The sequence below is a fragment of the Amycolatopsis ultiminotia genome, from assembly GCF_039536925.1.
Taxonomy (GTDB): Bacteria; Actinomycetota; Actinomycetes; order Mycobacteriales; family Pseudonocardiaceae; genus Amycolatopsis; species Amycolatopsis ultiminotia.
In genome coordinates this window covers 1-19,229 of the sequence record NZ_BAAAZN010000039.1, presented here as the reverse complement: position 1 = coordinate 19,229, position 19,229 = coordinate 1, and the positions used below count along the sequence as shown (strand labels likewise).

Here is a 19,229-nt window from a genome sequence, read left to right as displayed (position 1 = left end):
CGCGAACGCAGCGAAGTGCGCCGACCAACCCGTCGCCATCTCCAACACACGAGATCAACTACACGATCGCCGGACCAAAGCCCAGCCGACACACGCAGCCACTCTATAACGAAGTGTCATTGCAGTATTAGAGATGGTTTCAGAATGAGTTCGGCGTGTCTGCTGTAGACGGTCGCTGAGCTGCGGCAGAGTTGTTCGACATGGCTGCCGATCTTGTTCCTGACTCGTTGTGGGAGCGTGTGGAGCCGTTGCTGCCGGCTCGTCCACCGCGCCGGTACCGGTTCCCGGGCCGCCGGCCGGTCGATGACCGGACCGCGCTGCGCGGGATCATGTACGTACTCAAGAACGGGATCAGCTGGAGCCAGCTCCCGACCGCCGCGTTCGGCGTCTCGGGTGTGACCTGTTGGCGGCGGATGCGGGACTGGACCGAAGCCGGGGTGTGGCCGGCGCTGCACGAGCTGCTGCTGGCCGAGCTGCGCGCCGCCGACAAGCTGGATCTGGGCCGGTGCGCGGTGGACTCCTCGCACGTGCACGCCCTCAAAGGGGGGACCATGTCGGGCCGTCGCCGGTCAACCGTGGCCACCCCGGCTCCAAGCACCACCTGATCGTCGAGGGTCACGGGCTGCCCCTGGGCGTGACGCTGACCGGCGCCAATCGTCACGACATCACCCAGCTGTTGCCACTGCTGGATGCGGTCCCGCCGATCCGCGGCCGCCGAGGCCGGCCCCGACACCGACCCGGCACGCTCTACGGCGACCGCGGCTACGACTCCAACCCGCACCGACGACGCCTGCGCGAGCGCGGGATCCGCCCGCGCATCGCCCGTCGCGGTGTCGCGCACGGCTCCGGCCTCGGGAAGGTCCGCTGGGTCATCGAGCGCGGGTTCGCCTGGCTGCACGCGTTCAAGCGGCTGCGGACCCGCTACGAACGCCGCGCTGACATCCACCTCGGCTTCCTCCAACTCGCCTGCGCCCTGATCTGCCACCGCGAACTCATGAAGTCATTCTGAAACCATCTCTTAGTCGACAGTTATTCAGTTTGGGGAGGATCTATGTCCAAAATCGGAACTGTGCAGCGCGCGGCCGTGGTGGTCGCGACAGCGCTCGCGCTCGGCGGAGGTGTCGTCACCGAAGCGTCGGCCGCCTCGACGGAGCCGGCTCGGGTGCTTGATCCCTGTGGCTACGTCGATCCTGGTATGTATCGGCATTGCGACGGTGGGAGTGGCTCGACTGTCATGCTCGACGTGCAGGACATTTTCCGGAATGTCTATCACTACTGCGTTGGCCCTGGCGTGACGAACGTGCAACCGGTGATCCGTTGGAGGGTGATCGACGCGTGGTGGAACGGTGGTGTCGGTTGCCAGCCCGGGTATTACGGCCCTGCGTAGCCGGCGTGCGGTGTTGCGGGCTGCCGAGCCTGCAACACCGCTCAACTGCAGGTCCACCTGGGCGGAGAGGTTTCGGCGAAGCATCGGTATCGCGGATTTCGAGCGTTAGTTCGACTGAACCGAGTAGGTCTACTCAGCGTAGTTCGTGTAGTTCATATGGGTGGACTGTCGCTAAGTGTATCCATCTGCACACACTCCGGGCATACGGTGGTGGGTCCAAGATCGTTGGCAGAGGAGGACTGCCGGTCAGGTGGTGGGCTCCGGGGAGGGGGCGAACCGATGGCAGCAAGCGAGCGTGGCCACTTTGCCGCGGCTGTGCGCTCCGCGGAGTTTCGCGCAGTGTGGCTGGGCGAGGCGCTGTCTGTCGTCGGCGACCAGTTGGCGCGAGTTGCGCTCGCGTTGCTGGTGTACAGCCGGACGAACTCGGCTTCCCTCACGGCGTTGACCTATGCGTTGACGTTCGCGCCTGCTGTGCTCGGTGGTTTCCTTCTGTCCGGCCTTGCGGACCGGTATCCGCGACGCACGGTGATCGTGGTGAGTGATCTGGTCCGGTGCGGTCTGGCCGGCTCGATGGCGATTCCGGGTCTTCCGTTGTCGGTGTTGTGGTGCCTGGTGGGTGCGTTGACGCTGGCCGGTGCTCCGTTCAAGGCGGCGCAGCTGTCTCTTCTTCCGGATGTGCTGCCGAACGGGCTGTACAAGGCCGGCCTCGGCTTGCGGCAGGTGACGATCCAGGTTGCGCAGGTCGCAGGGTTCGGTCTCGGGGGCGTCTTGGTCGCCGCGATCGGCGCCGGCGGCGTACTGGCGGTCAACGGCGGCACGTTCCTGATCAGCGCCGTGATCGTCCTTCTCGGAGTCCAAGCCCGTCCGGCGTCGCGGAAAGCTTCGCCGTCGCAGGTGGACCCGGGTGTCGCCGTCGGGCCTCGGCTGGGTGCCCAGCTTGTCGTTCCGGTGATCTTGATTTCGCTGGTCGGCTTGCTGATGGTGCCCGAGGGGGTGGCCGCGCCATACGCCGAGGCCGCGGGCGCGGCGTCGTTCACGGTGGGCTTGCTCATGGCCGCTGATCCGGTGGGCAGCGTGATCGGCGGCTGGTGGGCCGGCAGGAGCAGTTCGGCGACGTCGCAGCGGGCTGTGGTGGTTCCGGCGATAGTGGCCGGCCTGCCGTTGGTGGCCTCGGCCGTGACGCCGTGGGTTGCCGGAGTGGCGGTGTGGTGGGCAGTCTCGGGCGTCTTTTCGACGATTTACCTGGTCCGCCTGCAGGCACTTGTTGCCGAGATAGTCCCGGACGCGCGGAGGGGCACCGTGATGGGCAGGTTGGGAACGTGTCTCTACACGGCGCAGGGAGTGGCCATGGTCGGAGCAGGTCTGGCGGCTGACCGAGTGGGCCCGGCGACCACGGTGGCAGCGTCGGGTGCAGCTGCGTCCGTGGTGGCAGTCGGTGCCGCGATCGTGTGGAGGGGAGCTCGTCCGCGCCAGCTGAAGGCCGACGAGGACGAGCCCGCATCGGGAACTCGGTTACCTTCACCAGTCCTTATTGCGCATGCGACCCCTCCAGGGACATCCGGCGGTAGGAAGGGCCGCAGCTGAAAACCTGTGGTGAAGACCGTGGCCCTCCCCGTGGGAACGGAAGCGAGAACAGTATGCAGCGCATGACCGATTCAGGGCAGCCCAGCAGGGCACGCCAAGTGAAAAACTGGGCGATCTGGTCACTACCTGCACCTGTGCGCTCATTTGTCCTCTTGGTCGAGGCGGCAGCGGTCACGATGGTGGCGCTCGGCGCAGCGTCTGCCCGGGTGACCGTGCCCGACCTGGTCGGCTGCGCGATCGTGACCAGCCTCGGTATCGCCGCCGCCGAGATGGCCCGCCAGGTGGAGCGTCGACGCCGCCGATTCGCCGACACGCCGCACGTGAACTTCTCCTCGGTGTGGACGTTGACCGCCGCTCTCGTGCTCCCCGGCGTGCTGGCGGTGGTCGTGGTAGCCGCGCTCTACCTGCACTTGTGGCTCCGCAGTTGGCGGGGCGTCTCCGGTGTCCTCGCGCATCGGACGTTGTTCAGCGCCTGCAACGTGATTCTGTGCTGCCGGCTGGCCGCTTGGTGCGCTCGCAGCGTGGGTCTGCTGCCGCTTGGGCATGACCGAGGCCCGTGGGCTGCGCTCGGTGCGGCGGCGGTGATCGCGGTCTATTTCGTGGCGAACTCGCTCGTTGTCGCGATCGCCATTGGGCTCTCGACCTCGTCATGGTCGCTGAAACGCCTGGTCGGCCGGGTGAACGAAAACCTTCTCGAGCTGGCAACCCTGTGCATGGGACTGGTGGCCGCCCTGCTGCTCACGTTGGTTCCGTGGTTGCTCGTACTGATGTTCGTCCCGCTGTACGCCTTGCACCGCAGCGCGCTCATTCGCCAGTTCGAGCGCGCGGCCACGACCGACTCGATAACTGGCCTGCTGAACGCCGCCAGTTGGCGCGCACTCGCCGATCACGAGCTGAAGCGGGCCCGGACAATGGGAACCCCCCTCGGCATCCTGCTGGTCGACGTTGATCGGTTCAATTCGGTGAACACCGTGCACGGGGTGCCCGTGGCCGATGGCGTTCTCCGGGCGGTCGGTACAGCCCTGCGCGCCGCTGTCCGGAGCGACGACCTCTGCGGACGGTTCGGCGGTGATGAGTTCGTGGTGATGCTTCCGGGCAGCGACGTCAGCGGAGTGCTCGCGGTTGCGGACCGCATCCGCGCTCGCGTTGCCGATACCGAGATCGAGGCTGTAGCTGGCGAGCCGCTGCACATCACGGTGTCCATCGGCGCGTCAGTGTTCCCGGCAGCCGGGCCAGAGCTGGACGATGCGCTGATCGTGGCGGACAACGCGCTCTACGCCGCCAAGGACTCCGGCCGAAACCGGGTTCAACTCAGCGAGACGACGTAGCCCCGACCGGGAACTTACTATGAGGTGCCGGCTCGGCGGTTCCCGGCGAACTTGGCCAGCGGCCGCAGCATGCTCAGCAACTCACGGCCGTCCGCGGTGAGCTTGTACCAGGCCCAACTGCCCTTGACCTGCTTGTCTTCGGTACGGCGATCGACCAGCTTGTTCGCTTCCAGACGGCGAAGGGTGTCGGTCAGCGTCCGGGGGCTGAGCGGCCTTTTGTGCGTGATCCAACCTTGTTGGTCCTCGGTCTCGTTCACCTTCGCGAGCAGGTCGGAAAAGGTTCGTTCACCTACTGCCAGCGTGGAGATGACCGCGACGGTCCACTGACCGGTCAACAGGGTCAGCAGGTCGTGGAGGCCCTGCCGGTAGGGCATGTTGCGATCGTTCACTCCTTGCTGCCTACACGATTCCACCACGGTGCGCCAACGGTGCCCCGCGTGATTCCTGGAAGTGCCGTCTCTGCCGTCTGAACGGGTGAAAGTCCACGTGGTGAGTCCAAACTCAGTACGCCGTTACGTTGCATTCACCTCGGACGGATGCGTTAGACCTGGGTCGTACCCGGACATCGGTTCCGGGGACGGAAGCAGCGAGATGCCTCGGCCGCCACCCGGTTCGGGCTGGGCCAGCGGCCGGGCATCTCGCCCCAGACCAACGCGGCGACGGCGACGCAGCATCGAGCTGCCGCAGCGCAACGCGAAGGAGTCGACGATGGCGACGCGAATTGCCCAGATGCCCCGTCACAGAACCTCACCTGTAGCGGGCAACGTGCACTCGAGCCCCCGCGACGGCCGTAGCCGTCTGGAGCGTCGAGCACATGCTCCGGAGGAGTCGGACGCTACGTCCGTTCCGGACGTCGCGTACAGGCAGCCGGAAGGCAGCGTGGAGCCGCCGTGCCCAGGCTGAACAGCACCGTGCGGACTCGAACCGCCGGACCACCGAAAGGTGAGAAGATGTCGCGTTGCGCAGGACGGGAGCCGATTCCCCGGAGCCTGGACACCTTGCGGACTTGGCTGGACGTGTCCTGGCGCTGTTCCGGGCCGTCGCGGCCGTCGTTAGGGGCCTTCGATGACTTCACACCTCGGGTGGCTCGCCTACGCCGCGGGCTTCATCGTCGGCTCGTTGTCGGTGATGGTATCCGAGCGGACGGCTGGCGAACTTCAGCTCTTGCGACCGGCCGGCGCACGTCCCGTGGCGTACGGCGCGGTCTCCGTGATTGTCGGTCTCCTGTACCTGCTCGGAGCACTCCGATTCGGTACGACGCCGCTGTTGCTGGCGTGGTGCTGGGCATGTTCGCTCGGACTCAGCCTCATACTGACGGACTTGGCGTTTCGCCGACTCCCGTTCAGCTTGGTGGCGGCGTTAGCGATTGGCTGCTTCGCCGCGTTCCTGACCGCCGCAATCATCGACGGGCAAGGAAGTCGGCTGGTGTTCGCGTGCGAGGTGGCGGCAGCGATGTTCACGGTGGCAGCGCTGCTCCAGTTCGCGCTGCCGGAGCACACCGGTGGTGGAGATACCGCGTTGTACGGGGCTCTCGCGCTCTACTTGGGCTGGTTCAGCTGGACTGGGTTGCTGCAAGGCTTCCTGCTGGCGTCCGGTCTCACTGCGGTGGTCGCGCTCGTGGTCGCGGTACGCAGCGGGCGCGCCAGGGTGCGGTTTCCCGCCGGACCCTCGCTGATCGTGGGAGCGCTCGCCAGCGTGTTGATCAGATAACGGCGCGGGAAAGCGCTGGATCGGTCGGACCGAATCAAACGGTGCGCCCAGAGCAGTGGAGGGCCTGATCATGCTGATCGACTTCCGTCGAGTGCGTCGGTTTGCCACGCTGATGGGTGCCATGCTCGCGGCCAGCACCGTGGTGAGTTGCAGTGGCGGGGACGCGCCGTCGCCACCCACCATGCCTAATCTGTCGGCTCCATCCCCGAAGCAGACGGCGACAAGTGCGCCACTGCGTGACGAGCGACAAGCGGTCGTGTCTGCGTACACCCAGTTCTGGCCGCGTTCCTTGCATATCGACCAAGAGCCAGAGCAAATCTGGCGGAGGGCGCTGGCCGCTGTTGCCGCGGAACCTCAGCTCTCGACGACGCTCGATGCTGTGCATCGTCAGAAGGCCACGGGTGTCACGACTTATGGCGATGTCACAGTGCGAATCTCCTCAGTTGACGTGTCGGGTGCAACGGCACACGTCGTGGACTGCCAAGACGCCTCCGACCTCGGACAAGCGGACGCCCGCACCGGTGCGAAGAAGACGGTCGGTGTGGCAAGGATGCCGGTGCATGCTGTGCTGACCCGCGACGAGGCTGACGGAAGCTGGAAGGTCTCCCGCACCGAGTTCCCAGGCGGTGAGTGCTGATGTGTCGACGCAGTCGTCTTGCCAGTGCGATGGCCTGCATGGCAACGAGCGGGATCCTGCTCGCCCATCCGGGTACCGCAGCGGCGGACGGCCAGGACGACGGCCAGGTCATTGTGACTCCGTCCGACCCAGCCGGCCGGTACTCGCCGCCTGGCGTGGATATGCGGGTGTTGGAGTCCCAGGGCGAGGCCCCTGTCGAGCGGTCACCGGGGGCCGCGCAAGATCGGCAGTCCGGTGCGGGCGGGAACAGCAAACCGAAGTCGCCGAGCGGGCTACCGCCGGGGTGCTTCTTAGGCGGATTCGGCGCTGGCGCCGGCCCTCGCGGCAACGGTCCGGCCGGCGGTGCGTTCGGCGTGCGGTGCATGCCCTCGCTACGGGAAGACCCGGCACCCGCAGATGCAGCGGATGCTCCGCCGGTGCCGTCACCGGCCGAACTAGCGGCACAGGCTTTCGAACAACTGCGCTTGCCCTTGCCGGTACCGCGGCACTCGCCGGATGTGAGGCTGCCGGACGGACGTGCGGCCACCATCGTCGGGGAAAACACCTGGCTCTGGACCGATCGGAGCGTCTGGAAGCCGGCTGCGCGGCGAGTCCAGGTGGGAGCGGTGTGGGCCGAGGTGACCGCTGTCCCGACGGGTATGACGTTCACCTCGGGCACCGGTGGCTCGACGTCGTGTTCAGGGCCGGGAACTGCCTACCAGCGGTCCTTCGGGACCCACGCTGCCAGTCCGGACTGTGGCTTCGTCTACACGAGGTCGTCGTACGGACTGCCCGGTGAGCAGGCTCGGGCGGAGTGGTCGATCGCGTGGTCGGTGCACTGGACCGGGTCGGACGGCGCGACCAACGTCGGTGGCGATTTTCCGCAGATGCTGTCACGTGCGTCGGCCACTTTCGCTGTCGCAGAGGTCCAAGCGCTACGCGCGAGGTAAGTGCGTGCAGAAGCAGCACAATCGAATTCCGTCGAGTGCGGGCATCGCGAATTTATTGTTATTGAATGGGGAGGGAGTTGCCCCGGTGGGTGCTGCTGTGTCTTTTTCGCGACCGTCACGGAGCGACCGGGCGGAGGCTTCAGGTAAGGGTGGAGTGCCGCGGATACCGCGGCGCCGGCGCTGGTGGCTGCTTGCCGTGGCGGTGGTGCTGGCCGCGGTGACCGCCTATGGGAACTACGCCTTGATCGTGGGCCAGGATGAACGCGTCGACGTGCTGGTACTGGTCCGGGGAATCGGGTGGGGCCAGCAGATCAGCGATGCAGATCTCGGCGTGGCCAAGGCCGTCCCGGACCAGCCCCTGGCCTCCATTCCCGCTGTTGACCGGGACAGGGTCGTCGGGCAGGTGGCGCGATCGACGCTTCCGCCGGGGACACTGCTTGCAGCCAGCCAGTTCACGGCTCAGCCGGTGCCCGGGCCGGGCGAGCGGCTCGTCGGACTGGCGGTGAAGCCGGGACATCTTCCCGCTCGTGGCCTGTCTGCTGGCGACCTGGTGCAGGTTATTGCGGTCATGAACAGCCCTGGCACTGACGCGAGTCAAACCGCGGAAAGCCCGTCCGCGCCGTTTCGTGCGCGGGTACTGGGTGTCGGTCCGCCGGACTCGACGGGCGGGGTCACGGTCGACGTCGTTGTCGGCGTGGATGCGTCCGCGGCCGCGACCAACGCAGCCGCGGGGCAGGTCGTCGTGGTCCAGCTCGGCCCCGGGGCATGACACGCGTGGACTGTCCACAAAGGAAGGTGAGTTCGGTGGCAATGATTACGATCGTCTCGGGAAAGGGTGCGCCGGGCGCGACCACGACGTTAGCCGCGTTGGCCGTTACCTGGCCTGCGCCGGTGTTGCTGGCCGACTGCGACCCGGACGGCGGCGACCTCGCGCCGGGATGGCTGGGGCAGTGGGTACTGGCCGGTCAACTCCGCACCGAGGTAGGGGTGTTGTCGCATGCCACAGCAACACGGCACGCGCCGGCCGGCGACCCGGCCCGCTTGCTGGAGCACGTACAGGCAGTGCCGCCGGCCCGGCACGTCGGCTTGTTGGCCGGGTTGAGCGCGACGAGCCAGCAGGGCGCGGTCGGCGTCTCGGGGTGGACTCGGCTCACCGTTGCGCTGGCGGCATTCAAGACTGCGTCCGGGCAATCGGCCGACGCCTTGGTCGACGCCGGCCGTTTCGGTGCCACGACACCCTGGCCCTTGCTGCTGGCCGCGGATTTGGTGTTGGTTGCGGTGCGCCCGACGACGCGACACGTGCTCGCGGCCCGTCCTGTGCTTGCCGAACTCGGCACGCGTCTCGCTTCCGCCAGGCTAGGCCTGGCGGTGTGCGCTACAACCGCCGCTGGCACGCGAGAGGTTCGGGCCGCGCTGGGCCGAGACACTGCGCTGGAAGTGCCCGCGGACGCGACGACCGCGTCAGCGTTGTCCGAGGGCATGGACGGCGGGGCGCTGCCACGTCGGTCGCTGCTGCTGCGCAGCACCCGAGAAGCCGCAGGCCGCCTGCATCGCACTTACCACCGTCACAACCCGCACGACCTGCCTGCGTCAGCTCCGCGTGCGTCGGCGCATCTGCTCGCCGGAGAAGCGCGATGACCGCCAAACGTCCGCCGATGACACCCGACCACGACGGATTCGGGCAGGCGACAGTGCGGGAACTCCGCGAATCGGTCGCGACGCGGCTCGAGCGCGCTGCATCGGGCGAGACGCAGCTGGAGAACCCGTTGTCGGCTGAGGAACAGTCGGCGCGGATGCGCGCGTACGTGGCTGATGAGGTCTCTACCTGGGTCCGGCGCCGCGCCCACGCCGGGCACCCACCGCTGCCGGTGGAACAGGAAGGCCGCCTGACTCGCGCCGTGATGGCTGCATTGTCCGGCCTGGGGACCTTGGAGGAGCTGCTCGAACGCGAGGATGTGGAGAACATCCACGTCCACGGCTGTGACCACGTCCTGCTCGAACTCGCCGACGGCACCATCGAGCAGTGGCCTCACCCGGTCGCCGACACCGATGCCGAGCTGGTGGAGATGCTGGCGGCGATGTTCGCCCGCCAGGGCCAGACCTCGCGAGAGTTCAACGCCGGGCGCCCGCTGGGGAACCTCCGCATCGCCGCGGGTGGACCGCTGGGGGCTCGGGTGGCGGCGGTGATGGAGGTATCCGATCGACCGCGGGTAGCGATCCGCCGTCACCGCCTGGTCGACGTCGGGCTGCATGACCTCGTCGCGGGCGGCACTCTCGATCCGGTTCTCGCCTCGTTTCTGCGGTCCGCGGTGCTCGCGGGCTGCAACATCATCGTCTCCGGTGGCCCCGCGGCCGGGAAAACGACGCTGCTGCGGGCGTTGTGCCGTGAGATCCCGAGTTTCGAACACGTGGTGACGGTGGAGGAGGAGTACGAGCTCGGTTTGCACTTGAGTTCGCGGCCGCTCGTCACGCCGCTGGAAGGACGGCCGGCCAACTCCGAGGGGATCGGGGAGATCTCCCTGGACGATCTGCTCAAGCAGACGCTGCGGCACTCGCCGAGCCGAGTGATCGTCGGGGAAGTCCGTGCCGGTGAAGTCACCGCCATGCTGCGCGCATTGGGCAACGGGGCGGCGGGCGGCATGTGCACGCTGCACGCCACCAGTGCTCTGGCTGTGTTCGAGCGGATCGCGGCGTTGGGACAGCTCGCGACTCCGCCACTGCCGATCGAGGCCGCGTACCAGTGGACTGCCTCAGCCATCGACCTCGTCGTGCACGTCGCTCGCGCCCACCAGAGCCACACTGCGGGTCCCGGCCGGAGGAGGTTCGTATCCGAGGTGGTCGAGGTCGGCCCCATCGGGGATGCCGGTCGCCCGGACACCACCCGGATCTTCGCGCCGAGCCTGCACGATGGTCGCGCGGTTCCGGCGTATGCCCCCAGCCCGGAGCTACTGGAACGCCTCGAACGCAACGGCTTCGATCGCCGAACCCTCGATACTGCTGCTGTCCGGGTCGATACGGGTTTCGCGCAGGTAGGTGCGCGATGACCGGCGTGTGGCCGGGAGTGTTCGGCGCCGCGATGGTCGCCGCGATTGCCTGCGCCGGTGCCGCGTTCCTCCCTTCCGCCACCGATGAATCCCGTTCGGGCTTAACGATCAGGTGGAACCGCTGGTGGCGTTACCTCGGCAGGTGCGTGTCGCTGCGGCGGGCGTTGACGGCGCTCGCGGCAGCAACACTCGTGTGGTCGGCTACCGGCTGGCCGGTGGCTGCGTTGCTCACCGCAGCGGCGGTCTTCGCCGTCCCGGCATTGGTCCGTGGTCAGGACGCGCGACAGTTCATCGAGCGACTGGATGCGTTGGCGAGCTGGGTGCGGCGGCTGGCCGACCTCCTTGCCTCCGGTGCGGGTGGGCTGGAACAGGCCATCAGCACCTCCGCGCGCACTGCACCCGCTGCGCTGACCACCGAGATCGAGACGTTGGCGACCCGGGTACGCACCCGCGGCCTGGAGTCCGCGCTGCGCGCGTTCGCCGAAGAGGTCGGCGACGAGGCCGCGGACGATGTGGTGCTCACCCTGATCCTCCGCGCCCGTGCCGGTGGACGCGGTCTGGTCGATGTTCTCGACGCTACTGCGACCGCTCTCGAACGCAGCGTCGTCGCTCGCCGGGACATCGAAGCCGACCGCGCGAAGCCCCGCACCGACGTGCGCGCCATCCTCGGCATCACCGCCGTCTTGTTCGGCGGGCTGGTGATCTTCGCCCACGAGTTCCTCACCCCTTTCGACGACGTGCTCGGCCAGCTCGTGCTGGCCGGCATCGGGGCGCTGCTCACGGCGGCTGGCTGGTGGATGCACTTGCTGACACGACCTCGCCGCTCCGTGCGGCTGCTCGGCCCCGCCTCCCGTAGCCCTGCGGCGAAGTCGACCCGGCTACCAACCGCCACTGGCGTCCAGCTTCGTTCGGAGGAGGCGCGATGAATCCCGGTGCCGTCGCCGTTCTGCTGGGCGCGCTCGGCGCTGCGGCGCTGCTGTGCCTACTCCTCGTGGTGCTGCACCCGGCGCCCGTCAATGTCGCCGCCGCGCTCGCGGAGCTGGACGACCGTACGCGCCGTCAGGCCGACGGCGTCTCGCCCCGCAGCCGCTGGTCGAGTCGCGTACAGCTTGCCGCTGCCCAAGCGTCGCGGTCTGCCAACCCATGGTGGGGAATCCCCACGGCCGACCTCGACATGCTCGACCGGACCGCGGAGCACTACCTGCTCCGCCGGCTGTTCTGGGCAGGCACCGCGACAGTCGTCGTCATCGTGCTCGCCTTATTGGCTTGGCTGGCCGGGATCGATCTCTCTACGGCGGTGACGGGACTTGCCCTGCTCGTCGCTGCAGTGGCCGGATCGATGGTGCCCGTCCTGGCAGTCAAGGAAGACGCCACCCGCGCCCGTGACGAGTTCCGGCGTGCGACGGCCACCTACCTCGACCTGGTCGCGCAGGAGCGCGCCACCGGACGCGCGCCCAGCCAAGCCTTGGACGAGGCCGCCTCGGTCAGCGACTCCTGGGTGTTCGCCCGGATCCGTCGCACGCTCGGCCGTGCCCTGCACGCCGGCCACACTCCGTGGGAAGCCCTTGCCCTCCTCGGAAAGCGGATGGGAGTGGCTGAACTCGCCGACCTGGCCGACATCCTCGCGGCCGCCGCCGACGGTGCCGCGATCTACACCACCCTGCTGGCGAAGTCGAGCGCACTACGAGCTGCCGCGCTGGCAGCAGACAAAGCCGATGCCAACTCACGATCCCAACGTCTCGCACTTCCCGTCGCCTTGCTTCTGACGGCATTCCTTCTCTTGGTCCTCTATCCGGCGATGCTCCGCCTACTCGGCAGCGGAGCCTGACCACGCAACCGATACGAGACAACATTGTCCGCATCCCTGAAGGAGTTGACCACCCGATGTTCAAGACCACCCAACGCGCCCTCACCGTTGCGTTTCGATACCTCACGCACCTTGAGCACCTCCTGAACGTCCTCGCGCTCGGCCTGGTTGTCAGCGTGTATCGCAGGTGGTCGCGGGTGCGTTCCTCCGGGGACCGAGGCTCGGAATCCGTGGAAAAAGCCGTACTCGTGGCCATCGGCCTCGCTGTGGCGATCGGGCTAGGCGTCGCCATCCGAGGGGCCGTGCAGAACTACCAAGCGCAGATCAAGTAGGTCATGGGACCAGGTGGGGAGGACTCAAACCTATGACACAGCTACAAGAACCAGGATCGAGCACGACCCTGCGGAACCCGAACGTTCGCCGCTTGCCCGTCCTGTGCCGCGTCTTCTTCTCGCACGAGGCATCACGAACGATGGTGTGCGGAATACTGGCCGTGCTGATCGGGGTCGCTGCTGGCTCGGTTGCGGTGTGGTTCTCACTGATCGGCGGCATCGTCGTGTGTCTTGGTGTCGCGAGCGGGGTGAACAATCTTCTCACCGCTCGCTCGATCGAAGACAACGGATCCTGCCCTGAACTACGGTCACCGGGCGAGTGCTGTTACCAGACTTGCGATTTCGCCACAATGGACCCGGCAGCCACGGAGATCGCGAACCGCGTGATCGACGCTGTCGCTCAGCTGCGCACTGCTCAGGCACGAGCCTGGTTGGACCCGGACCTCCCACGCGCGGCCCACCGCCTAGCGTGGGAGGTGTTGTGTTGCCTGGATTGCACACGCGCCGCCCGGGATTTGGCGGCGCAACTTGCGGATGCTCCGGAACACGCGGCCCTCGCCGCAGCTCTCCACGACACCATCAACGTCATCGACTATCGGCTGAACGAATCCGCGCAGCACCTCGCCGGCTGCGTCGTGCTCGCCCACGAATGGGACCGGAAGCTGAGGGACATCGACACCCGTCACAGAGGTGACCGCGAGCTGTCCTCGCTGCAAGAAGCCGTGCGTCAGGGCTTGGCCACAGAGACAGAGTCATTGCTGCACAACGCGTTCTATCGCATCACCGCAGCGCGAGACCTCACCGAGGCCGGCCCCTTCCCGTGGGAACAACCTCGGCTCGATTGGACCACGAACTCGCAGGTGACCCATCACCTCACTGATTGAGCCTGGCACCGGAGAAGACGGAGGTACCGACCATGGTCGCACTCAACGACGAAATCGACCGGCGAGTGACAGAGAACGATATTCCGCTCACCGAGCGGCGATCTGCCGCCGCCAAGCAGGTTGCCGAACTTGCCCGACGCCGAGTCGCCATCGCCGCAGACCTGCACGATGTGGACGAAGAGCTAGCCCGCACGCTGACCGCTTCCGCGAAGATCATGGAGATTGCCGAGCTGGCCCGGTTCACCGACGTCTCTGCGGCTGACCTCAGCCGATGGCTCGATGCAGGACAACCGAAACCTGGCAGGCGAAAGAAGCCGACCAGTGACAGGACCCGAACGAAGAACGCCGTGTACTCCGCCTCCGATGCGATCGTGAAACCGCTACCCGGTAACCGCGGTGCGTCCGCCGCGCCAGGACCTATCGGGGCGAACAGCGCAACGGCTCCATGATACGCGGCAATGGGACCGGCCACCCAAGACACGCGCGGGCGATACAACGTATCGGTACCACCGAGGGACGGGATCGCGGAGCAGAGTCGGTTGGCTTGGCCATCTTGTTCCCCCTCGCCCTGGTGTTGATCCTCTCTGCGGTGCAGGGCGGCTTGTGGTGGCACGCCCATGCTGTCGCCGCGCAAGCAGCCCAGGCCGGAGTGGAGGCTGGACGTCCGGTCGGTGGCACGACTACCACGGCGACCGAGGCCGCGCGCTCGTTCGCCACCCGCGCCGGCCGCGGCGTCCTCACCGCCCCCGAGGTCCACACCACCGTCACCGCGGACACCGTCCAAGTGGAGGTGTCGGGCACCGCCATCCGGTTGGTGCCCATCCCGGGCCTAGACATCCGCGTCGCCGCATCCGCGCACGCGGTGAAAGAGCGCTTCACCGTGCCCGCGCTGGCGGCTGGAGACGGCTCATGAGGTCCCGAAACCGAACACGCCATGGCTGGTCGCGCTGTTGGAGTGACACGGGTTCAGTCAGCGTCGAAGCCGCGGTCCTGGTGCCTGCCGTGCTCTTCGTCGGGCTGCTGATCATTGCCGGTGCTCGGGTCAGCTCGGCACAGCAAGCGGTCGACAACGCCGTCGCAGCAGCAGCGCGAGCTGCCTCGATCGCGCGCAGTCCCGATGCGGCGCAACAGGCCGGAACCCGCGTCGCCCGCGAACGGCTCGACCGCGAGGGCCTGACGTGTCACACCTCCAGCGTGTCGGTCGACGCCAGCCAGATCGCGGTCGGCCGTGCCGGACAGGTGCGGGCAAGTCTGACGTGTCACGTCGCGTTGAGCGATCTCGCACTTCCGGTCCCCGGCGGCACGGACACGATCACGAGCACCTTCACCAGCCCCACCGATCCCTACCGAGGCATCCCATGACCACCCGGACAACGCCGCGGGACACGGGATCGGTCAGCGTGATAGTGGCCGTCTTGGTGCCCGCGCTGCTGCTCGTCTTCGCCTTGGTAGTGGATGGCTCCGCGCGGCTGCGGGTCATCGCCCGCGCCGACGCGCTGGCCGCCGAAGCCGCCCGCGCGGCCAACACCGCGGTGGACACCCGCAGCCCCGCGGTCAGCATCGACACGACGACCGCAGCGCGCACTGCCGCCGACTACCTCGCTCGTGCCGGGCATCCCGGTCAGGTCAGCGTCGCCGGACCGCGCGCGGTCCGCGTGACCGTCACCGTCGTCGAGCCCACCCCCATCGGGTTGCTCGGCGGTACCGCCGAGGCGACCGGCACCGCGTTGGCCGAACTCGGCGTCGGCACCCGGACCGGTGACCTGCCATGACCGCCGCACCAGCCCAGCGGATTCGCGGGGCACTCGCCGCGCTGGCCTTGCTTGCCTTCATTGCCGGGATACCGTGCGGACTTCTCGCGCTTGGCGCCGCCCCGGCCCGCCTGTTTCCCGACCATTGGCCCGACCCGGCTCCGATCGGTCAATGGCCCGAACGGATCTGGAACGCGTTGCGGTGGGCGTGGCTGACCGGCGACCTCGTGCTCTGGCTGATCGTGGCGGTGGCGTGGGCCGGCTGGTTCTTACTGACTCTTTCCGTCGTGGTCGAGGTGATTCGCCAGACGGGGCACGGTGTCCGTACCGCCCGCGGTCTGCTGCGCCGGGTGCCGCGTGGCCGATGGATCGCCGGACTGGTGGCCGCCGTTCTCGTGGCCACCTCCGCCGGTACCGCAGGGGCATCGACAGCCCCGGCAACACCGGTTGCGGCCACCGCGCCGCCATGGCCCCACCAACATCCCGTCACGGCAGCCCGGGTCTCCGCAACGGACACCGCGATCGACCAGACTGCGGGGACCGTCGGCGCCCCGAGCACGTCGTCTCCCGCAGCGGAGGGAACGGACGACGCCGTGCCCTACACGGTGGTCCACGGCGACACCTTGTGGGACTTGTCCGAACGCCACCTCGGCCGTGGCACCCGCTACCACGAGATCGTGCGGCTCAACCTCGCCCTACTCGCCGACAGCCCCGGCGACCTGGAACCGGGATGGACGCTGCGGTTGCCACCGGACGCCGTCGCCTTGCCCCATCCCGCGGACATCGCCACAGCGAGCGAGCGCACCGTCACCGTCGAGCCCACCGACACGCTCTCGGCCATCGCGGAACGCGAACTCGGCGACCCGGACGCCTGGCACGCGATCTTCGACCTCAACGCCGGCCGCACCCAACCCGACGGCCGCGCGCTGCGCCACCCCGACCAGATCCTGCCCGGCTGGCACCTCGTCCTGCCCGCCCAAGCGGCACCACCACCCGCGCAGCCACCAGAGCAGCCCGCGACGCCACCGAACAACCCGACACCCGCGCCCGCCCCAGAAGGCCCCGCTACCTCCGCCGAGCAGCCCGCCCCGCCGCACGCACCTCGAGGAGAACAGCCGGACATGCCCGAGGCACAGCCCGGAACCGGTATCGCACTGCCGACCGGTGCGTTCGTCGGCCTCGGACTGGCTGCCCTGATCACCCTCGCGATGATCACCGTCCGACTCCGGCGCCGCCGCTGGTACCACCCCGGCGCACGCGACGACGCTGACCCTGCCGGGCTCCCAGTCGTCCGCGCACTGCGCATCGCCCACGACACCACCGCGCCCCAGCCGGTCGACGACAACCCAGCCGCTGCGCCCGCACCACCTGGACATCCACGACCGGCCGACATCCACGCCCGCGACCGAGCCCAGGCCACGGTCCGTGCTGTGCTCCCGGCACCCCAGGACACCTCGCTCGGCGTACGCGACGGGCACGCCATCGCGCTCGACCTCGCCAACACGCGGGGACTGGGACTCACCGGTCCCGGTGCCCACGCCGCCGCACGGGCCTTGATCATGACCCTGCTCGCGCAGGCCACCAGCGACGGCCTCGACGCCATGATCGTGATGCCCGCCGACGACGCCCGCGCGCTCTTCGGACACGACCTGGCGGATCCCGTCCCGGACCGGCTGCGCATCGTCGATGACCTGCCCGCAGCGCTGGCGACGTTGGAAGCCGAGCTGGTCGCCCGCACCGACACCGGCGACCTCGCGCGGGACGACCCGCCAGCGAATACGGCACACCCGCACAACGACATCGGGCCTGCCGTGGTGGTGGCCACGCCCACCGCGGACACGAACCGGCGCGCGTACGCCGTCCTCGACAATGGCTCGCACCTCGGTCTGGCTGGCGTGTTCCTCGGCCCCTGGCACCTCGGCGGCACCGTGCGCGTGCGCGACGACGGCACCGTCGAAGCGACCAGCCTCACCCTGAGCGAAGACCTGGCCGGTGCCCGACTGTTCACACTGCCGGACGCTGACGCCCGTGACCTGCTTGCACTCCTGCACGCGGCCGAGCCCGGCGGCGACGACTCGATCCGAGACCGCACCGTCGCCGGCAGCGCCGCGGAACCAGGTACACAGCGGCAAAGCCGGGCCGAGAGCACGACGGCGAGTGCCGAGCCACTCGTCTCCGAGTACGAGTTCGCTACTGTAGCCGTGACCCCGTCGACGGAGACCGCCAGCGACGACCGCGGCGAGTCCCCGACGACCGGAGCGTCCGGACCGGCTGATTCAGAAACGATCGAGCCATCCCCGACGGAGGTCAGCAACCAGCCGCGCCCCTCGGCCGCTCGGCGCGACGACACCCCGGCGACCGCGCCAGCCCTGGCCACAGATCCTGTCCCGGTCCCGCCGCTGCACCTGCAGGTGCTCGGCCGGCTGCACCTGACCAGAGCGGACCCCGAACCCCGTGACCTCATCGACGTTCTCGCTCCGCGGCAACGCGAGATCCTGGTCTACCTGGCGCTACACCGTGACGGGTGCCGACGCGAAACCCTCAGCGCCGCGCTCTGGCCGGACGCTCCCGGCGAACGTCCCTACAACAGCTTCCACGCGACCCTGTCCCAGCTACGCCGCGGCCTTCGCCGGGCAAGCAACGACGACACCCTCGACATCGTCGTCAACCACGACAGCCACTACCGGCTCGACCAGGCGATCCTGACCGCCGACCTCTGGCGGCTCCAGGACGCCATCACCGCCAGCCGCCAAGCCCCGGCAACAGAGGCCGTCGCGGCAGCGAGCCGCGTCACCGAGCTGTACTGCGGAGACCTCGCCGAAGGCATCACCGCAGACTGGATCGACGGACCCCGCGAAGCACTCAGGCGCGACGTCCTCGACACGCTCAGCACCCTGATCCGCAAGATCAGAACCGACAGCCCCGAACAGGCACTCGCTCTGCTGGAACAAGCCCGCCACCTCGACCCCTACAACGAGGCGATCTACCGCGACCTCATGCGCCTGCAAGCGCGACTCGGCCAGCACGACAGCATCCCACGCACCCTGCACCTGCTCACCACATCGCTGGAGGACCTCGACCAACGCCCAGCCCCAAGCACGCTCCGCCTCGCGGACGCCCTACAACAGCCGAGAAATCACATATCCAATCGACAAGCCAGCTAAACGAACCCATCGCCTCGCGCAGAAATAGCCGTGATTCTCATTGCGAACCCACCAGTTGTCGGAGGCTGTCCAACACGAGGCAACATCGCTACACTGGGCTGATTCCTCACGGGACACTTTGAACGCCGTGATGCGAACTTATTCGTGTGATTCCGGGAAGCAGTGGTCGTGCTGCGGAGGCGATCCGTAGCACGACCCGAGACCAGTACTCTGCCGCGTGTACAACCGGCACGGAGTCGGCGGCGATCCCGTAGACCTCTCGCCCGTCCACCTTCCTCTCCACCTTCCTCTCCACCTTCCTTTCCGGACTCCCACTAGAGAGGAAGGGGCGCGTCAAAGCCTTGTTGCAGGCCAACGCTGGGCAACCCCTTCCTCCGTGTCCCCCGACTTCGGTGCCGGCAGGCACGTGAACAGTCGGCTTGGGTGGTGTGTTGGCTATCTGATGCTCGCACTGCCTTCCGTCCGCGAGTCCCGTTCTGCTGTAGCCAGCTTCTTCTTCATTCTCCTTCTCCTCAGCTTTCCTTCCATTCTTCTTTTTGATCCTAAGAGCGTGTCTCACTTGGTTGTTGGTTGAGGTGTGGGCATGATCATGAGCTGTGATGGACGAGTTGTCGCGACGGCTGGTGCCCGACGAGTTGTGGGCGCTGGTCGAACCGTTGATCCCGCCGGGAA

20 protein-coding genes are annotated in these 19,229 nt (G+C 67.9%); 18 read left to right on the top strand and 2 right to left on the bottom strand.

What is annotated here, in order from left to right:
* Window positions 1-200 precede the first annotated feature (200 nt).
* The 4 genes from ABD793_RS42280 to ABD793_RS42265 all read left to right on the top strand — a co-directional run bounded on the left by ABD793_RS42280 (window position 201) and on the right by ABD793_RS42265 (window position 4,299).
* Window positions 201-1,009, top strand: a protein-coding gene (locus tag ABD793_RS42280; RefSeq protein ID WP_344869499.1) for an IS5 family transposase whose coding sequence is annotated in 2 segments (ribosomal slippage) — window positions 201-540 and window positions 540-1,009 — 810 coding nt in all. Because the reading frame shifts where the segments join, the coding sequence is not laid out codon by codon here.
* 42 nt (window positions 1,010-1,051) lie between these two features.
* Window positions 1,052-1,387 (top strand): DUF6355 family natural product biosynthesis protein, encoded by a 336-nt coding sequence (locus ABD793_RS42275; protein ID WP_344869498.1) that lies wholly within the window; start codon window positions 1,052-1,054, stop codon window positions 1,385-1,387.
* A gap of 156 nt (window positions 1,388-1,543) precedes the next feature.
* A complete protein-coding gene (locus ABD793_RS42270; RefSeq protein WP_344869497.1) occupies window positions 1,544-2,971 on the top strand; it encodes an MFS transporter in 1,428 nt (475 codons plus the stop codon).
* A 62-nt stretch (window positions 2,972-3,033) separates the two neighbouring features.
* Complete coding sequence (locus ABD793_RS42265; RefSeq protein ID WP_344869496.1) at window positions 3,034-4,299, top strand: sensor domain-containing diguanylate cyclase; 1,266 nt, start codon at window positions 3,034-3,036, stop codon at window positions 4,297-4,299.
* A gap of 17 nt (window positions 4,300-4,316) precedes the next feature.
* Here ABD793_RS42265 and ABD793_RS42260 read toward each other — a convergent pair whose 3' ends face one another.
* Complete coding sequence (locus tag ABD793_RS42260; RefSeq protein WP_344869495.1) at window positions 4,317-4,673, bottom strand: winged helix-turn-helix transcriptional regulator; 357 nt, start codon at window positions 4,671-4,673, stop codon at window positions 4,317-4,319.
* 691 nt (window positions 4,674-5,364) lie between these two features.
* Here ABD793_RS42260 and ABD793_RS42255 point away from each other — a divergent pair.
* The 14 genes from ABD793_RS42255 to ABD793_RS42190 all read left to right on the top strand — a co-directional run bounded on the left by ABD793_RS42255 (window position 5,365) and on the right by ABD793_RS42190 (window position 18,557).
* Window positions 5,365-6,009 (top strand): A24 family peptidase, encoded by a 645-nt coding sequence (locus ABD793_RS42255; RefSeq protein ID WP_344869494.1) that lies wholly within the window; start codon window positions 5,365-5,367, stop codon window positions 6,007-6,009.
* A 70-nt stretch (window positions 6,010-6,079) separates the two neighbouring features.
* Window positions 6,080-6,646: a hypothetical protein gene (locus tag ABD793_RS42250; protein ID WP_344869493.1), complete on the top strand. Its 567-nt coding sequence runs from the start codon at window positions 6,080-6,082 to the stop codon at window positions 6,644-6,646.
* Between the two features lie 1,125 nt (window positions 6,647-7,771).
* Complete coding sequence (locus ABD793_RS42245) at window positions 7,772-8,344, top strand: SAF domain-containing protein (RefSeq protein ID WP_344869492.1); 573 nt, start codon at window positions 7,772-7,774, stop codon at window positions 8,342-8,344.
* Window positions 8,341-9,213 (top strand): hypothetical protein, encoded by an 873-nt coding sequence (locus tag ABD793_RS42240; RefSeq protein ID WP_344869490.1) that lies wholly within the window; start codon window positions 8,341-8,343, stop codon window positions 9,211-9,213. Before ABD793_RS42245 ends, ABD793_RS42240 begins: the two co-directional genes overlap by 4 nt.
* Window positions 9,210-10,619, top strand: coding sequence for a TadA family conjugal transfer-associated ATPase (locus ABD793_RS42235; RefSeq protein ID WP_344869488.1), 1,410 nt, complete (start codon window positions 9,210-9,212; stop codon window positions 10,617-10,619). Before ABD793_RS42240 ends, ABD793_RS42235 begins: the two co-directional genes overlap by 4 nt.
* Window positions 10,616-11,545, top strand: a complete 930-nt coding sequence (locus tag ABD793_RS42230; RefSeq protein ID WP_344869486.1) for a type II secretion system F family protein — start codon at window positions 10,616-10,618, stop codon at window positions 11,543-11,545. The genes ABD793_RS42235 and ABD793_RS42230 overlap by 4 nt, the downstream gene beginning before the upstream one ends.
* Window positions 11,542-12,447, top strand: coding sequence for a type II secretion system F family protein (locus tag ABD793_RS42225; protein ID WP_344869484.1), 906 nt, complete (start codon window positions 11,542-11,544; stop codon window positions 12,445-12,447). Before ABD793_RS42230 ends, ABD793_RS42225 begins: the two co-directional genes overlap by 4 nt.
* Window positions 12,448-12,503: 56 nt before the next feature.
* Entirely contained in the window at window positions 12,504-12,758 is a 255-nt protein-coding gene (locus tag ABD793_RS42220) for a hypothetical protein (RefSeq protein WP_344869482.1), read from the top strand.
* Between the two features lie 161 nt (window positions 12,759-12,919).
* A complete protein-coding gene (locus ABD793_RS42215) occupies window positions 12,920-13,642 on the top strand; it encodes a hypothetical protein (protein WP_344869480.1) in 723 nt (240 codons plus the stop codon).
* A gap of 32 nt (window positions 13,643-13,674) precedes the next feature.
* Entirely contained in the window at window positions 13,675-14,091 is a 417-nt protein-coding gene (locus tag ABD793_RS42210) for a hypothetical protein (protein ID WP_344869479.1), read from the top strand.
* Between the two features lie 95 nt (window positions 14,092-14,186).
* Entirely contained in the window at window positions 14,187-14,555 is a 369-nt protein-coding gene (locus ABD793_RS42205) for a TadE/TadG family type IV pilus assembly protein (protein ID WP_344869477.1), read from the top strand.
* Window positions 14,552-15,004: a TadE/TadG family type IV pilus assembly protein gene (locus ABD793_RS42200; protein WP_344869475.1), complete on the top strand. Its 453-nt coding sequence runs from the start codon at window positions 14,552-14,554 to the stop codon at window positions 15,002-15,004. Before ABD793_RS42205 ends, ABD793_RS42200 begins: the two co-directional genes overlap by 4 nt.
* Window positions 15,001-15,414: a hypothetical protein gene (locus tag ABD793_RS42195; protein WP_344869473.1), complete on the top strand. Its 414-nt coding sequence runs from the start codon at window positions 15,001-15,003 to the stop codon at window positions 15,412-15,414. Before ABD793_RS42200 ends, ABD793_RS42195 begins: the two co-directional genes overlap by 4 nt.
* Complete coding sequence (locus ABD793_RS42190; RefSeq protein WP_344869472.1) at window positions 15,411-18,557, top strand: BTAD domain-containing putative transcriptional regulator; 3,147 nt, start codon at window positions 15,411-15,413, stop codon at window positions 18,555-18,557. The genes ABD793_RS42195 and ABD793_RS42190 overlap by 4 nt, the downstream gene beginning before the upstream one ends.
* A gap of 106 nt (window positions 18,558-18,663) precedes the next feature.
* Here ABD793_RS42190 and ABD793_RS42185 read toward each other — a convergent pair.
* On the bottom strand, window positions 18,664-19,229 hold a 566-nt coding region (locus ABD793_RS42185), incomplete at its 5' end, for a hypothetical protein (protein ID WP_344869470.1).

Bases quoted from the DNA above. Each gene is read 5' to 3' on its own strand.
- ABD793_RS42275 (WP_344869498.1), top strand. From the start codon at position 1,052: ATGTCCAAAATCGGAACTGTGCAGCGCGCGGCCGTGGTGGTCGCGACA.
- ABD793_RS42270 (WP_344869497.1), top strand. From the start codon at position 1,544: ATGGGTGGACTGTCGCTAAGTGTATCCATCTGCACACACTCCGGGCAT.
- ABD793_RS42265 (WP_344869496.1), top strand. From the start codon at position 3,034: ATGACCGATTCAGGGCAGCCCAGCAGGGCACGCCAAGTGAAAAACTGG.
- ABD793_RS42260 (WP_344869495.1), bottom strand. From the start codon at position 4,673: ATGCCCTACCGGCAGGGCCTCCACGACCTGCTGACCCTGTTGACCGGT.
- ABD793_RS42255 (WP_344869494.1), top strand. From the start codon at position 5,365: ATGACTTCACACCTCGGGTGGCTCGCCTACGCCGCGGGCTTCATCGTC.
- ABD793_RS42250 (WP_344869493.1), top strand. From the start codon at position 6,080: ATGCTGATCGACTTCCGTCGAGTGCGTCGGTTTGCCACGCTGATGGGT.
- ABD793_RS42240 (WP_344869490.1), top strand. From the start codon at position 8,341: ATGACACGCGTGGACTGTCCACAAAGGAAGGTGAGTTCGGTGGCAATG.
- ABD793_RS42235 (WP_344869488.1), top strand. From the start codon at position 9,210: ATGACCGCCAAACGTCCGCCGATGACACCCGACCACGACGGATTCGGG.
- ABD793_RS42230 (WP_344869486.1), top strand. From the start codon at position 10,616: ATGACCGGCGTGTGGCCGGGAGTGTTCGGCGCCGCGATGGTCGCCGCG.
- ABD793_RS42225 (WP_344869484.1), top strand. From the start codon at position 11,542: ATGAATCCCGGTGCCGTCGCCGTTCTGCTGGGCGCGCTCGGCGCTGCG.
- ABD793_RS42220 (WP_344869482.1), top strand. From the start codon at position 12,504: ATGTTCAAGACCACCCAACGCGCCCTCACCGTTGCGTTTCGATACCTC.
- ABD793_RS42210 (WP_344869479.1), top strand. From the start codon at position 13,675: ATGGTCGCACTCAACGACGAAATCGACCGGCGAGTGACAGAGAACGAT.
- ABD793_RS42200 (WP_344869475.1), top strand. From the start codon at position 14,552: ATGAGGTCCCGAAACCGAACACGCCATGGCTGGTCGCGCTGTTGGAGT.
- ABD793_RS42195 (WP_344869473.1), top strand. From the start codon at position 15,001: ATGACCACCCGGACAACGCCGCGGGACACGGGATCGGTCAGCGTGATA.
- ABD793_RS42190 (WP_344869472.1), top strand. From the start codon at position 15,411: ATGACCGCCGCACCAGCCCAGCGGATTCGCGGGGCACTCGCCGCGCTG.